14 protein-coding genes are annotated in these 16379 nt (G+C 33.0%); all 14 read right to left on the bottom strand.

Annotation, left to right across the window (positions count from 1 at the left end):
• Window positions 1-13 precede the first annotated feature (13 nt).
• Window positions 14-880, bottom strand: a complete 867-nt coding sequence (locus AB1282_RS14535; RefSeq protein WP_056470726.1) for a 2-oxoacid:ferredoxin oxidoreductase subunit beta — start codon at window positions 878-880, stop codon at window positions 14-16.
• Window positions 867-2624, bottom strand: coding sequence for a 2-oxoacid:acceptor oxidoreductase subunit alpha (locus tag AB1282_RS14530; RefSeq protein ID WP_056470728.1), 1758 nt, complete (start codon window positions 2622-2624; stop codon window positions 867-869). Before AB1282_RS14530 ends, AB1282_RS14535 begins: the two co-directional genes overlap by 14 nt.
• A gap of 231 nt (window positions 2625-2855) precedes the next feature.
• Entirely contained in the window at window positions 2856-3782 is a 927-nt protein-coding gene (locus AB1282_RS14525; protein ID WP_056470731.1) for a dipeptidase, read from the bottom strand.
• Window positions 3783-4020: 238 nt separating this feature from the next.
• Complete coding sequence (spoVS, locus tag AB1282_RS14520) at window positions 4021-4281, bottom strand: stage V sporulation protein SpoVS (RefSeq protein WP_044893696.1); 261 nt, start codon at window positions 4279-4281, stop codon at window positions 4021-4023.
• A 126-nt stretch (window positions 4282-4407) separates the two neighbouring features.
• Window positions 4408-5199: a TIGR00282 family metallophosphoesterase gene (locus tag AB1282_RS14515; RefSeq protein WP_056470734.1), complete on the bottom strand. Its 792-nt coding sequence runs from the start codon at window positions 5197-5199 to the stop codon at window positions 4408-4410.
• 214 nt (window positions 5200-5413) lie between these two features.
• The gene (gene rny / locus AB1282_RS14510; RefSeq protein WP_056470738.1) at window positions 5414-6985 is read right to left on the bottom strand and encodes a ribonuclease Y; all 1572 of its coding nucleotides are present in this window, start codon (window positions 6983-6985) and stop codon (window positions 5414-5416) included.
• 665 nt (window positions 6986-7650) lie between these two features.
• On the bottom strand, window positions 7651-8697 hold the full coding sequence (gene recA, locus AB1282_RS14505) for a recombinase RecA (protein ID WP_429899380.1): 1047 nt from the start codon (window positions 8695-8697) through the stop codon (window positions 7651-7653).
• Window positions 8698-8946: 249 nt separating this feature from the next.
• Window positions 8947-10206: a competence/damage-inducible protein A gene (locus AB1282_RS14500; protein ID WP_429899379.1), complete on the bottom strand. Its 1260-nt coding sequence runs from the start codon at window positions 10204-10206 to the stop codon at window positions 8947-8949.
• Between the two features lie 23 nt (window positions 10207-10229).
• Window positions 10230-10808, bottom strand: coding sequence for a CDP-diacylglycerol--glycerol-3-phosphate 3-phosphatidyltransferase (gene pgsA / locus AB1282_RS14495; protein WP_056470746.1), 579 nt, complete (start codon window positions 10806-10808; stop codon window positions 10230-10232).
• Between the two features lie 71 nt (window positions 10809-10879).
• On the bottom strand, window positions 10880-11773 hold the full coding sequence (locus AB1282_RS14490; protein WP_390310528.1) for a helix-turn-helix domain-containing protein: 894 nt from the start codon (window positions 11771-11773) through the stop codon (window positions 10880-10882).
• A 20-nt stretch (window positions 11774-11793) separates the two neighbouring features.
• Window positions 11794-12585 (bottom strand): DUF3388 domain-containing protein, encoded by a 792-nt coding sequence (locus AB1282_RS14485; RefSeq protein WP_025568772.1) that lies wholly within the window; start codon window positions 12583-12585, stop codon window positions 11794-11796.
• Between the two features lie 112 nt (window positions 12586-12697).
• Entirely contained in the window at window positions 12698-13426 is a 729-nt protein-coding gene (ymfI, locus tag AB1282_RS14480; RefSeq protein ID WP_390310531.1) for an elongation factor P 5-aminopentanone reductase, read from the bottom strand.
• A 182-nt stretch (window positions 13427-13608) separates the two neighbouring features.
• Complete coding sequence (gene yfmH, locus AB1282_RS14475; RefSeq protein WP_429899378.1) at window positions 13609-14892, bottom strand: EF-P 5-aminopentanol modification-associated protein YfmH; 1284 nt, start codon at window positions 14890-14892, stop codon at window positions 13609-13611.
• Window positions 14892-16163 carry an EF-P 5-aminopentanol modification-associated protein YfmF gene (gene yfmF, locus AB1282_RS14470; RefSeq protein ID WP_429901145.1) on the bottom strand — a complete coding sequence of 424 codons (1272 nt, stop codon included), beginning with the start codon at window positions 16161-16163 and terminating at the stop codon, window positions 14892-14894. The genes yfmH and yfmF overlap by 1 nt, the downstream gene beginning before the upstream one ends.
• Between the last annotated feature and the right edge of the window lie 216 nt (window positions 16164-16379).

Raw genomic sequence — 16379 nt, 5'->3', positions numbered from 1 at the left:
GGAGTTTTTATTATTACATGAATTCAGCAACTAATTTGTCGAATTGTGCTTTTTCTAATTGTAGTTCTGATTCAACTAATGGTTCTTCACTGTATCCAGAGATTAATTGTTGGTATGATTTTTGATCTTTGTTTTGGTAAATAAGACCAGTTACTAAACCTTTATTTTGCATTAATGTTTGCATAGCCATTTCTTTGTTTGATGGATCATATCCTTCAACATCAGAAAGTTTAACAAGATTTTCTTTAAACCAGTCATATGTGTTTACTTTATTGTAAGTTACACATGGGCTGAATACGTTAATTAAAGAGAAACCTTTGTGGTTAATACCTTGCTCAATTAATGAAGTTAATTCTTTTAAATCACTTGAGAAACTTTGTGCTACGAATGTTCCACCAGCTGTTAATGCCATTTCCATTACTGAAAGTGCAGATTCAACAGAACCGTGTGGCGTACTCTTAGTTTTGAATCCTACATCACTACGCGGTGATGTTTGACCTTTTGTAAGACCATAGATTTGGTTATCCATTACGATATACGTAACGTCGATGTTACGACGAATTGCATGGATTGTATGACCTAAACCGATAGCGAATCCATCACCGTCACCACCAGAAGCGATAACAGTTAGATCACGGTTAGCCATTTTTACACCTTGTGCAATTGGAAGTGAACGACCATGGATACCATGTAAACCGTATGAGTTAATATATCCAGAAATACGACCAGAACATCCAATACCAGAAATTACTGCAAGGTTATCAGGTTCTAAACCAACATTTGCTGCTGCACGTTGAATAGATGCTTGTACAGAGAAGTCTCCACATCCTGGGCACCAGTTTGGTTTGATATTATTACGAAATTCTTTAAATGTTGCCATTTAGAACAACTCCTTCCTTGCAAGTATTGTAAATTTCTTTTGGTAAGAAAGGATTTCCATCATATTTTAGTAAGCTTGAAATCTTTTCTGCATGACCACAGTTCATTTTAATAATGCTTGCTAATTGACCAGTAGCATTATTTTCAACAACGATTACACGTTTAGCTTTTTTAAGCTCAGGCATTAATTCGTTTGTTGGGAATGGGTGAATTAGACGGATATGAGCATGGTTAACTTTGATACCATCTTGCTCTAAACGAACCATTGCTTCTTCAATCGCACCACGAGTTGAGTTGAAACCAACTAGTAATACATCAGCATCGTCGTGTTTAGAGTTCACTAACACTGGGTTAGGGAATTTTAGGTTATTTAACTTACGCATACGTTTATCCATTTGTTGATTACGGTTAATTGGTGATTCTGATGGTTTACCCATTTCATCATGCTCAACACCAGTTACGTGGTGAATTCCACCTTTCATACCTGGTACTACACGAGGAGAAACTCCATCTTCAGTCACTTCATAACGTTTGAAGTACTCTTTGTTTTCAGATACTGGTAATTCTTGTTTGTAATCAAACTTACCACGGCGAATTTGAACTTTATCGAATTGAAGTGGCTCAACAGTTTGTTTACCTAAAGAAAGTTGTAAGTCAGTAATTACGATAACAGGTACTTGGAATTCTTCAGCTACATTAAACGCTTCCACCATATCGTAGAATCCTTCTTCTACTGTACTTGGAGCGATTACTACTTTCGGAATTTCACCATGAGTCCCGTAGATCATAGCCATTAAGTCTGACTGCTCTTGTTTAGTTGGAAGACCAGTACTTGGACCACCACGTTGAGTATCAACGATTACTAAAGGAACTTCAGTCATACCAGAAAGACCGATTGCTTCCATCATTAATGAAAGACCAGGACCTGCAGATGATGTTAATGTACGAACACCAGCATAGTTAGCACCGATTGCCATTGTACATGCAGCAATTTCGTCTTCAGTTTGAATAACTGCTCCACCATACTGAGGTAATTTTTTAATTAAGTATTCCATAATTTCAGATGCTGGCGTAATTGGATACGCTGCCATAAAACGAGAACCACCAGCTAATGCACCCATTGCGATTGCATCGTTACCGATTAAGAACATACGTTTTTTACCATCAGCTTCTGATAATTGCATTTTATTTACATTCACGCCAAGCATTTCTCTCATTTCTTCTGCTCCACGTGCGATTGCTTCTATGTTTTTCTCAACAATTTGTTGACCTTTTTTACCAAAAATTTCATCTACAACTTCTCTGAAAACTTCAATAGATAGACCTAAAATTGCACTTGAAGCTCCAACTGCAACCATGTTTTTCATTAATGAAGTACCTAGTTCAGTAGCTAATTCTGTAAATGGAATTGAATAAAGTGTTACGTCAGTTGAATCTGGAATTGTCGGATTAAATTTAGCATCAGCGATTACAATACCGCCTTTGCGTAATTCATAAAAGTTTACATCGATTGTTTCTTGGTCAAATGCTACTAAAATATCTAAGTCATCTGAAATTGCACGAACTTCAGTTGTACTTACACGAATTTTATTATTAGTGTGACCACCTTTAATACGAGAAGAGAAATGACGATATCCGTATAAGTAGTAACCTAAACGGTTTAACGCAATTGCAAAAATCTCACCTGTACTTTCGATACCTTCACCCTGTTGTCCTCCAACTTTCCACGAAAGTTGTTCAATCATTTCCTACACCCCTTTGAATGCCCTCATTCAGTAATAAATTAAATTATAAATGGATAATTTTTTTGCATATCATTCATTTTATTATAAAAGAATGAAAGCGATTTAAAACATATCTTTTGATATGAGTTAATTCGCTTTCAACTATAGACCTATTAACCAAAAAAATCAATGATTTTGAAAGAAATTATTCCTTTAATTTTTATATTTTTATTATTCTGAACAAGTAACGTGTTATTTGTAATGGATATATGATGAATAATTCTCATACATAAAGCCTTTAACCTGCTGTTCTGTATAGTGTTTAAGCAATTCATTTGTTAAATTTTGATAAAGACCTACGTGATGTAAATTTGTTGGATGAGTATCTATTCCATCAAAATCTGATCCCATCGCGATAAAATTTTCTCCTCCTAAAGAGCACATATAATCGATATGTCTAAGTATATCTGAAATCGTTGCAACACCTTCATCGACTAAAAAAGTAGGATAGAAATTAATCCCTACGATAGCTCCTCTATTAAACATTGCTTTTAGTTGTTCATCATTTAAATTTCTTGGATGTTTACAAATCGCTTTAGCATTTGAATGAGTCGCAGTTGGATATTTTGCTTGTTCAAATGCATCCCAAAACGCAGCTTCAGTACAATGAGAAAGATCACACCACATATTATGCTCATTTAAGTAATGAACTACACTTCTTCCAAAATTAGTTAAACCCCCATTTCTTTCTTCAAGAATTCCATCTGCAGCTTCATTTGCATAATTCCATACTAAACCGACACTACGTACGCCTAGACGATGTAATATCTTTAGACGATTAATATCACCTAAAAGTGCGTCACACCCCTCTAGCGTCAAAATAGCACCCATTTCGTGATTTTTTAATCCAACTTCATCTTCTTTTGTTCGGATAACTTTAATATTATTATTTTCTGTTGCTACTTTTTCATAAAAAAGAGTGACACATTGAAGAGCAGCATCAAATTTGATTAGTTTATGTACATTTTCTGGAATATAAATAGCATAACATTGTATTTTACTATTCCCTTGTTTTAATCGATTAACTGAAACTTGTAGTGAATCATCATTTTCAAAATTGATCGATGGCTTTTCTAGTAATTTCATCAATACATCACAATGAGCATCAAAAACTTTCATAAATTAACACCCTTCCATTTTTTCGATTATTGAAACTAGTGTATCATATTAATAAATTCAATAATAAAAGGAATATTTATACACAAAAAAACTCGTCGACTGACGAGCTTTAAGTCGGAGCTAAAGTGTTAGCTCCACTTTTTAATTACAAATTTGCGTAATCTTACTCGTTATTACTTAATCTTTCTTTAATTAAAAATAAAACAACCTGTCGCTTTTGGCTAACAGGTTGTTATTATTAACGAGGCTCTACGATTAATTTAATCGCTGTACGCTCTTCCCCATCGATTTGAATATCTGTAAATGCAGGGATACAAATAAGGTCTACACCACTTGGTGCAACGAATCCTCTTGCAATTGCAACTGCTTTTACAGCTTGGTTTAACGCGCCAGCACCAATTGCTTGAATTTCTGCTGAACCACGCTCTCTCAATACACCTGCAAGTGCTCCTGCTACAGAATTAGGGTTTGACTTTGCTGAAACTTTTAATATTTCCATTCCTGATCCTCCTTGTACTTACAAAGCTATTATTGTGTACAATAAAAACTATTCTCGATAACAAGAAGTTATTCCTGCAAATATTTAAAAGTTTTTTAAAAATTTTCACAATTCTTTTAATTAATCTTATAGCTCTTGATGATCATCATTTATTTGTATTCTTTTTATCGATTTTGCTAGACCACTTTGTTTGTCTAATTCGATGATTACACCACTTAGCTGACCTCTACCTTCATCTACTTCGAATCTCACTGGTAAGTTCGTTAAGAATTTTTTAATAACGGCTTCTTTTGTAACGCCTAGAATCCCATCATATGGACCAGTCATTCCAACATCCGTAATAAACGCTGTACCAGCAGGTAAAACTCGCTCATCAGCCGTTTGAACATGTGTATGTGTACCAACAACCGCTGTTGCTCTTCCATCCAAATACCAGCCCATAGCAATTTTTTCACTTGTTGCTTCAGCATGAAAATCAACAAAAATGATGTTTGTTCGTTTTTTAGCGATTTTTATTAGCTCATCAGCTTTTTTAAAAGGACAATCAAGTGGTGGTAAAAATGTTCTACCTTGTAAATTTATAACAGCTATTTCAACATCATTAAAATTTAAAAATACTAATCCATTACCAGGTGTACCTTCAGGGAAATTAGCTGGTCTAACTAAGTATTTTGCTTGATCAATAAATTCAAAAATATCCTTTTTATCCCATGCATGGTTACCAAGTGTTACTGCTTGAGCACCTAATTCTAAAAATTCTCGGTAAATTTTTTCCGTTATTCCTTTACCATGCGCTGCATTTTCACCATTTATGATTGTTACTGAAGGATTGTATTTCCTTTTTAAAGCTTGAATATTTGCCTTTACCATTGCCCTACCATTTGAACCAACTACATCGCCTATAAACATTATTCTCATTTCGTTACATCCTTCCAACTTGCCACTGTAAATAAACAGCACTGATTTTACTTTTAGATTACCCAAAAATACGAAAAGCCCCATTACTAGCACAATCTGAATCTTTCATCTATGCCATTCAACTAAGATTCATTTCAGATTTGTATTAGTTGGAGCTATTTTTAAAAATACTTTATTTTGTTACAAAAAAGAAAATAAAGTGGCATATACCACTTTATTTTGCATACTCGACAGCTCGAGTTTCACGAATAACCGTAACTTTTATATGACCTGGATAATCCAGTTCATCTTCAATACGTTTTCTAATATCTCTCGCTAATCTATGAGCTTGTAAATCATCAATTGTATCTGGTTTTACCATAATGCGTACTTCACGACCTGCTTGAATAGCGAATGATTTTTCTACACCTTCGTATGATTCAGAAATCTCTTCAAGTTTTTCTAAACGACGGATATAGTTTTCTAATGTTTCGCTACGTGCTCCTGGTCTAGCAGCAGATAATGCATCTGCAGCAGCTACAAGAACCGCAATAATCGAAGTTGGCGCAGCATCTCCATGATGAGATGCAATACTATTGATAACTACTGGATGTTCTTTATATTTCGTTGCTAATTCGACACCGATTTCAACGTGACTACCTTCTACCTCATGGTCAATTGCTTTACCAATATCGTGAAGTAAACCTGCACGTTTTGCAAGTTTTGCATCCTCACCAAGTTCAGCAGCCATAAGTCCAGCTAGGTTCGCTACTTCCATCGAATGCTTTAACACATTTTGACCATAACTAGTTCTAAATTTCAGACGACCTAATATTTTAATTAAGTCAGGGTGAATTCCATGAACACCAACTTCAAAAGTAGTTTGTTCACCGACTTCTCGTATGTACTCATCTACTTCTCGTCTTGATTTTTCAACCATTTCTTCAATTCGTGCAGGATGGATTCGACCATCTTGTACTAATTTATCTAGTGCAATTCGTGCAGTTTCACGACGAATTGGATCAAAACCTGATAATATTACAGCTTCAGGCGTATCATCAATAATTAAATCTATACCAGTTAACGTTTCTAAAGTACGTATATTTCGTCCTTCACGGCCAATAATACGACCTTTCATTTCATCATTTGGAAGATTTACAACTGATACAGTTGTTTCAGCAACATGATCTGCAGCACATCGCTGGATTGCTAATGATAAAATATCTTTTGCTTTCTTATCTGCTTCTTCTTTTGCTCGAGCTTCTGTTTCTTTTACTAGTATTGCTGTTTCATGGGATAATTCATTTTCGACTTTAGTAAGTATTAATTGTCTTGCTTCTTCACGATTTAAGCTAGAAATTCTTTCTAACTCTTCTTGTTGAGCAGCAATTAATGCTTCTATCTTGCTTTCCATTTCTTCTATCTGCTGTTGTTTTAAAACAAGAGATTCCTCTTTTCTTTCAAGAACAGACTCACGTTTTGAAAGTCCATCATCTTTACGATCTAAGTTCTCTTCTTTTTGCATCAAACGATTTTCTGACTTTTGTAGTTCACTACGACGGTCTCGAATTTCGTTCTCTGCATCTGTACGAATATTGAAAATTTCGTCCTTTGCTTCCAATAAAGCTTCTTTTTTAATTGTTTCTGAATCACGTTTTGCATCTTCAATAATTTGATTTGCATGATTAGTTGCGCCATTTATTTTAGCTTCTGCAATGGACTTACGGACAAAAAATCCGACAGCATAACCGACTCCGAATGTGGCAAGCAATGCGAAGATGATCAAAATTATAGTATTTGCACCCATGATTTCACCTCCTCTTGCTATTTAGTTAGTTTCATTTTTGTCGGCTGTTATATTGTATAAATAATTGCATCAACATACAGCACACTTCAATTCAATTTTTTACAAAATAGTAATATTTTTTTAGAATATACACTTAAATATTAAATCTCTTACCAAATGATGTCAAGCCTTGTAACTCGCTTACTTACTTGATTTATCAATATTTATTACATTTTTACTAGATTTCATACATGAGAATCTAAATTTTATTCATTAAATTTTTTATTAAGTTCTAATTAGTAAGTGAATTGATAGAATTTTTCATATATAAAGTACTGCTTATAAATATAAAAGAAATTAAATATTGTCTGTTTTTTTATAAGGCCAGATTATAAAAATATGCCTAATTCCAATGCAGAACACCTTACTTACCATGTGTGAATTAATTTCCATCTTCATAGTCGCTCCTTATGGTGACACTACGCATTGACTATAGGACAGTGAATCCTTCCGTTTGAATAGCTATTTCATATTCGTGAAATTATTATCTATATTTCAATTAAAAACTTTTACTTCTCAATAAATACTGCTTTTTAGATAATCAAAGAAATTAATAATATAAAAAAATGCAGGCACTTTTAATAAGCGCCCGCATTTTGTGCTGTTTTAAACTAACTTATGATTACTCATTTATCATTTAATAAAGAGAATTGTTCTTCGTCATCTGTTTCAGTTATAGTAACAGGGTTATCTAAACCGTGGTGAAGACGGATCGATTCTTTAATCGTATTACGAATTTCTTTATTTTCTTTTAAGAATTGCTTAGCATTTTCACGTCCTTGTCCAAGACGCTCTTCATTGTAAGAATACCATGCTCCACTCTTAAGAACGATATCTAGATCAGATCCAATATCAAGAATTTCGCCTTCTTTAGAAATACCTTCTCCGTACATAATGTCAACTTCTGCTTGTCTAAATGGTGGTGCTACTTTATTTTTAACAACTTTAATCTTTGTTTTGTTACCTACAATATCATTACCTTGTTTTAATTGCTCAGCACGACGTACCTCTAAACGAATTGTAGAGTAGAATTTTAACGCACGTCCACCTGGAGTTGTTTCAGGATTACCGAACATAACCCCAACTTTTTCACGAATTTGGTTAATGAAGAATGCAATCGTTTTTGACTTGTTAATTGCACCTGAAAGTTTACGTAATGCTTGTGACATTAATCGAGCTTGTAGACCTACGTGAGCATCACCCATCTCACCTTCAATTTCCGCCTTTGGAACTAATGCAGCTACTGAGTCAATTACGATAATATCAATTGCACCACTACGTACTAATGCTTCAGCGATTTCAAGTGCTTGTTCACCTGTATCTGGTTGAGATAATAATAACTCATCAATATTTACACCTAATTTTTGAGCATAAACCGGATCTAATGCATGCTCAGCATCTATAAACGCCGCTTGTCCTCCATTTGCTTGAACTTCAGCGATTGCATGTAATGCTACAGTTGTTTTACCTGAACTTTCAGGACCGTATACTTCGATAATTCTTCCTCTCGGATATCCACCTACACCTAACGCTACATCTAGTGCTAACGATCCACTAGAAATAGTTGAAATTTGGCGGTCAGTTTGTTCCCCAAGTTTCATAATTGAACCTTTACCGAATTGTTTTTCGATTTGTTTTAAAGCCATATCTAATGCAGCTTGACGATCACTCATTTAAATTCCTCCTTCAGGACTCATTTATCTCTTAACTATATAATAACTGTTTTTTGTTCGTTTGCCAACAAAAAAATAGAACGTTTATTCGATATTTTTCGTATTTAAACTTATTTTTTTAAGAATAGAAACGCTTGTTTCGTATTTTTCGGTCTATAAAACTAGATTTTTATTAATATCGTAACTATAAAATTAAAAAACTCGGCTATATTAACCGAGCTTTTTTATTATAAAATATTCTATTTCATTTTATAAGTCTTGACTTTCAAAACTTGAATTAATTAATTTTATCAACATGTTCGCGCCATTTTTAACACTTGATAACCTTATTTGTTCTCTAGTGCCACTAAATTGAAACTCTTTTACAATTGAATCAGAATCACCAATTTTAATACCGATAAATACTTTTCCTACCGGCACATCTTCTAATGTAGACGGTCCTGCTTCACCAGTAAAACTAATTGAAATATTACTTCCTGTTAATCTTTGAATATTTTCAACTAGTGATTTTGCACACTCTGAACTGACTGCACCATTTTTATTAAGAATATCTGACGGCACATTTAAAAGGTTTTGTTTCATTTCGTTAGAATAACAAACAACACTACCTTTAAAAATGGACGAGTTCCCAGGAATATCTGTCATTCTTTTACTGAATAGACCTCCTGTTAAACTTTCAGCAGCAGAAATGGTCAGTTTAAAATCTTTTAACTTTCTTGATAAAACTGTAAATAAGTTTTCATTATTTGTACCATATATAAACTGCCCAACACGCTCACGTATTTTTTCTTCAGCTTGTCCAATTAGTTTAACTGCCTCTTGCTCATTACTAGCACTTGCAGTAACTCGAAGCATTACTTCTCCCTCACTCGCTAAAGGAGCAATTGTTGGATTTGATTGATTATCAAGTAAATCAAGAATTTCAGTTTCTAAAATTGATTCACCGATACCAAAAAACTTAAGCTCTTTCGAAATAATCGTACTTGCTTCCTTTCCTTTTAAAAAATAAGGAATAAGTTCTTTCTCAACCATCGGAATCATTTCTTTCGGTGGTCCTGGTAATAATACAAATTGTTTTTCTTTCGCTTCATAAACCATTCCAGGTGCCATACCGTTTTTATTCAATAAAACATGTGCATTATTAATGACTAATGCTTGTTTTTTATTATTCTCAGTCATTGGGCGATTTACTTTAATAAAATATTGTTCAATATATTCTAGTGATTGATCATGGTAAACAAGTGACTCTTGAACATATTCAGAGACAACTTCTTTCGTTAAATCATCTTTTGTTGGTCCAAGTCCACCAGTTAAGATGATTAAATCACTTCTTGATGAAGCAATTTCTAATGCACTTTTAAGTCGATCGGAATTGTCTCCTACAACTGTTTGGAAATGATGGTGATATCCTAATGCAGATAAATGTTTAGCTAAAAATTGAGCATTCGTATTTGCAATTTGGCCTAAAAGTAGCTCAGTACCTACTGCGATGATTTCAGCACGCTTCATATCATTTCCCCCTATATTATTAATTACATTGATTTAAGTAGAACATCTCTATTTTTATAAAAATAATCCCAACCAGAATATACTGTAAAGAATAATGCGACCCAAAGTGATACATCCGCAATCGAAAATGGTAAGAAATTCAATGGGAAGTCATGTAAGAAATATGCTGAAATCGCAACTATTTGAGCCCAAGTCTTAATTTTACCTAGCATTGCAGCAGCATGTACTTCTCCAGAACCAGCTAAAATCATTCGTAAACCGGTTACAGCAAACTCCCTACTTATAATGACAATCGTAATCCACGCAGGAACATAATGAAAATCAGTTAAGATAATTAACGCTGAAGAAACAAGTAATTTATCAGCAAGTGGATCTAGAAACTTACCAAAATTAGTAACTAAATTATATTTTCTTGCGTAATATCCATCAATAAAATCAGTAACAGAGGCAATAATAAAAATTGCAGCTCCTACTAAATGATTAACTGGTATCGAATCACCCATTAATGTAACATTTCCCCATCCAAAATCGATTAAAACGGCAATCATAAATAATGGAATTAGACAAACCCTTGACACTGTGATTTTATTTGGTAAATTCATGGTAAAACCCTCCAAAACTTTCTAAAAATGAAGCATTTATAATAAATGAATAAAAGCCATCTTAAAGATGACTATTGATTCATTTTTAAATTTTTAATCGTAATCTTTTGGTGAACAGCATTTGTTGGACTAACTGGATATTTAAATACCTCATCGTTAATTCGTAGCTCAACATTATTAGAAGCACCAATATTTACTGTTACTTCATTTTCTTGTGTTAAGTCGTAGTTCTGAGTTTGTCCTTGTTTTAAAATTCCGCTATAGAACATTTTTCCATCAGCATTTTTTAAATCCACATAACTTTCACCATTTGCAACTACTTCTAATTTAAATACATCAGTACCAGATAAAGAAATAGTAGTTCGTTTACCTGCTGCAGAGTCAACAGTAATTTTTTGTGCTGGCGGTTGCTCAGTCACATCATTTTTCGGTTTCTCTGTTTTTTTCGTATTATTAGTTTTAGCCTGATCTAACGCATTATTTTTTGGTTTTTCAATTTCAGAATTAGAGTTAGTTTGAGATTGATTCGTATCCGCAGATTTTCCATCATTTTTTGATGGGAACATCATATAAATAGCAATGCAGATTCCAAGGATCAGAATCGCTACTAGTATCCTTGGTAAATAATCCATTATTCTTGATGACTTAACATTGTTTAATGGTTCTTTAAGCTTCGATGCTCTACTAGGGATTTCTTCATGCTTTACTTCTTCTACTGTATTTACCACAGTTGATTCCTCTACCGCTGGCTTTTCAGTTAGAAATCCAGAAACGTCAACACCAATTGTTTCTGCATATTGTCTTATAAAAGCACGAACATAAAATTGCCCTGGCAATATTTCATAATTACCTTCTTCAATTGCTTCAAGATAACGTTTCTGAATCTTCGTTAACTCTTGTACATCGTCAATTGATAAGCCTTTCGCTTCTCTTGCTTCTCTTAAATATTTTCCTAATTCTGTCACAAGTTACACCCCAACTTACTTTAAAAATCAAACATTGAGAACGAGTTGTGTCCATTTTTATCCATTTGGTCTACAAGTTCATATTTAATTTCTTCATTTTCATCATTTCTTAATTCAATTATGTAATCAAAATCTTCTAAAGAGTATTCAGTTTGCTGTACAAATACATCAGGATGCTCCACTACTTTCACAGAAGACATTGCCATAATTTCGCGAACCAATTGCCAATGCTGCTCATTTGCTCTTCTATGAGAAAGAATACCATCAATAATAAATACATTATCTGAATTATATTCGTCTTCTATTAATTGACTTCTTAATGTTTGTTTAATTAATGTTGATGAAACAAATAACCAGCGTTTATTTGCACATACACTTGCTGCTACAACTGATTCAGTTTTACCAACACGAGGCATCCCTCTAATTCCGATTAGCTTATGGCCTGGCATTTTAAATAACTCTGCCATAAAATCAACAAGCATACCTAAGTCATCGCGGACAAAACGAAAAGTCTTTTTATCATCTACATCACGTTGAATATAAGTACCATGTCTTACAGCTAAACGATCTCTTAGAGTTGGCTTTCTAAGTTTAATTATTGTTATATTGTCCATAGTATTTAAAATTGATTCAAATCTAGTAATTTGATCATCATTATCGCAACCAAGTAACATGCCGCGTCTCATTGTGTCGACACCATTGATTGTTAAAATATTAATCCCTAGCATACCGATTAGTGATGCAATATCTCCAAGTAGTCCAGGGCGATTCTTATGTATTTCATACTCAAAATACCATTCGATTAACTCCATACCTATACCCCCTATTTGTTAACTACTTAACTCTACATTTAATAATAAACGATTTCGCCATAATATAAAAGGTAAAATATGTGAAATAAATAACTTTCGACGTGAAATTTTACTATGAAGTATGCCAACCGCCGTTTACTCCAAGAATTTGGCCAGTTATATAAGAAGATTGTTCGGAAATTAGGTAATTTACAGTATTCGCAATTTCATTTGGAAGAGCTAAACGATTCATTGGAATTTCATTTGCAATTTCTTTTAAATCTTCTTCACTAAAGGAATTTAACATATTCGTTTTTACGGCACCTGGAGCAACAGCATTAACTTTTATTCCACTTGGCCCTAACTCTTTAGCTAATGCCATTACATAGGCATTTTGAGCACCTTTTGTAGTTGAATATAATACCTCACATGATGCACCAATTTGTCCCCATATAGACGAAATAACGACGATACTGCCAGATTTTTTAGCCACCATGTTAGGAAGAAAATGATTGACTACTTTGATCAAACTTTTAATATGTAATTGAGTCATTCGATCAATCTCTTCATCACTTACATCGTTAATCAAACCAAAGATAGAAAAACCAGATGCATATACAATTGAATCTATTTTATCAATTATTTGTGATGTTAAAATTTCAACTCCATTTTCAACTGATAAGTCCGCTTGTACGAATTGGCAATTTACCTCAATCTCATTAGCCAATTCGATCAGTTCATTAAGTGGCTCTTTCTTACTATTATAGTGGACAACTAAATCATATTTTTCATTGATTAATTTTTTCGAAATTGCTAAGCCAATGTCACCACTAGCTCCAATTACTAGAATTCTTTTTCTCATTTATTATATTCTCCATTTATTCGTGGTTTTAATGCAGGTTTAAAGAGTATTAAGAAATATAAAGGTAAAAAGATGCGAGGAAAACTCTTAAAAATTCAATATTACACTTAGTTTCTGTATGAACCCTTAAATATTTTCTTTAAATTTCAAAAAGCATCCTAAAAAGGATGCTTTTAATTTATTCAATGAGGAAGAACAAAAAATTCACTCATATAGTCTTCATTTATTAGATGACTAGCACTTTCTTTTAGATCCTCTACAGAAATAGATTGTAACACAGATACGATGTCAAATAAATGCATATCTAAGAACGCGTATCGTGTAAATTGATTAGCAATATATTCTGGTGAATTTAATGAGCGTAAAAATCCGCCGATTTTCTTTTTAACTACGCGATCGACAATTTCTTTTTCCCACTGATGATTTTTTGAGTCTAATAATACTTCTTTTATTTTTTCAGAAAGTTTTTCAGGTGAAGTAGAATCTCCTCCGATGATTGCAAAAGCAAAACCATTTTCTGCAGAGTAATCATATGAGAATGTATCATCGATTAAACCATCTTCATACATTTGTTGATACGTATTTGAGGCTTTGCCAAATAAATAATCAAGTAATACGGAAATTGATAATTCATGCTTTAGTAATTCGCTACCACCTTTAGGTGCAGAGAAATCCTTTACCCCAACGAGTACTTTCGATGATTGGACATTCATATGTAACACTTTTTTCTTTTCTGCAGATTCAGGCGTTTCTTCAGGGAAAAATCTCTTTATTTCATTTGCATCTTTAAAAGTTTTTTTACTTTGGTTATCTCTAATTAAATTCATTGTTTGATCAGGGTCTACTGGACCTACAACAAAAAACAACATATTACTTGGGTGATAAAAAGTTTCATAACAAGTATAAAGTAATTCTTTTGTAATTTTTGAAATTGATTCAACCGTACCAGCAATATCTGTTCTAACAGGATGTTTACCATATAAATTTGCAATCATCCCAAAATATTGTCTCCAATCAGGGTTATCTTCGTACATTTTAATTTCTTGACCAATGATCCCTTTTTCTTTTTCAACACTTTGATCAGAAAAATATGGATCCTGAACAAAGTCAATTAGAGTCATTAAATTTTGTTCTACATTATTCGTTGCTGAAAATAAATAAGCAGTTCGTGTAAAACTTGTAAACGCATTAGAAGAAGCTCCTTGTTTACTAAAAACCTGGAATACATCTCCATCTTTCTTTTCAAACAATTTGTGCTCTAAAAAATGAGCAATCCCATCTGGTACAATTAATTTTTCATCTTTTCCTAAAGGAATAAATTCAGAATCAATCGAACCGTATTTAGTTGTAAAGGTCGCATATGTTTTGTTGTAGCCTTGTTTAGGAAGAATATATACTTTTAATCCGTTTTCAAGCTCCTCGAAATAAAGCGTTTCATTCAATTGTTCAAAATACTTTTTTTCCATTATGCTCCCTCCTGACCTTTTAAGAAATAAGTTGTGTGAAGTTTTATTTTATTAGCTACAGATACAATTTCATCTTTTGTAACTTTTTCGATTTCAGGAAACCAATCCTCGATTGGACGTTCATTTCCCGCAGCTTGGTCATTGAATAATGTTTCAATGATTCCATAAGCTGTGTCCATACTTTCTAATAGACTGTTTTTGATCACTAATTTTGTTTGATCAATTTCCTCTTCAGTGAAATTTCCCTTTTTCATCTCTTCAAGTTGTTCAGCAATGATTGTTGTTGCTTTTTCATAATTTTCACTTGCTATACCAGACATGACCATTAAAATTGATTTATGACTTTCAAAACGAGAAGCAGCATAGTATGCTAAGCTATTTTTTTCTCGAACATTGATAAATAATTTTGAATGTGAAAATCCACCATAAAGTCCATTAAACACTTGAAGGGCAAAATAATCTGGGTCTTTAATCGAAATATCAGTAGTATAACCGATGTGTAACTTAGCCTGATTTAATTTTTGCTCTTCAATAACTTCATTTGGAGTATCAGTCGGCGTTGCTTTTGCCGTCTCAACTCTAAGTTGTTCACTTGTTGTATTTCTAAAGTTTTCTTCCACTAATTGTTTACATTGGTCAAAAGCGACATCACCAACTATATAAAGATCAATTAAATCCTCCTGCAGGGCTTTTTCATAATATTTATATAATGATTCAGCCGTGATTGAATTAACATCTTCTGTTCTCCCATTTGCAAGTAATGCATAAGGTTCACCCTTAAACATTTCTTCCACTAGTCGTTGATTTGCATATTTCAATTTATCATCATTAATGGACTGAATTCGTTGTACTTGAGTTCTTTTTTGAGTTTCAACATGCTTAGCTGAAAATACCCCATTTTCTAAAAATGGATTTTGCCAAATAGAAGCAATAAGCGAAAGCGCTTCATTTAATAATGAACCTTGATTTGAAAGGTATTTTTCATTTGCAATGTCAATTGTAAATGACATAACATGATAATCACCTTTTTTTGATACGTCTACAAAGAAGGTCGCCCCATATAAATCTTCTAATTTTCTTCTAATTTCACCATTAGTAGGAAGATCTTTTGTTCCACTTTGCAATACATAAGGTAAAATTCCTCGATAAGATACTGTATCTTCTTCAAGTTTTCCACGTACTTTTAATGTAATCGAATTTGTTTTAAATTTTTCAGTTGTTACCACATGTAGTTTAATACCGTTAATATCACTATTTTTGTACTGTAACAAATTCAAATTGAACCCTCCTTAGACAAATACTATTTACTCATATTTATTTCCAATATCTTCATTGTATCTCTAATTTTACCAAAAATAAAACCTACTGCTTAGTTTACCCAAAATAATTATTTCAAATAAAAAGAAGCTTCGGATTTTATAAAGGAAGCTTCATCCTACTGCTGCAAAAGGAACAGTCATTTAAATATCAAGATTTTTCTTAATAAA

Origin of the sequence: Gottfriedia sp. S16(2024), assembly GCF_050473765.1 — a bacterium.
In the GTDB taxonomy this organism is placed as follows: Bacteria; Bacillota; Bacilli; order Bacillales; family Bacillaceae_G; genus Gottfriedia.
The sequence above is the reverse complement of the archived record's forward strand: the minus strand, read 5'-3'. Positions and strand labels throughout refer to the sequence as shown.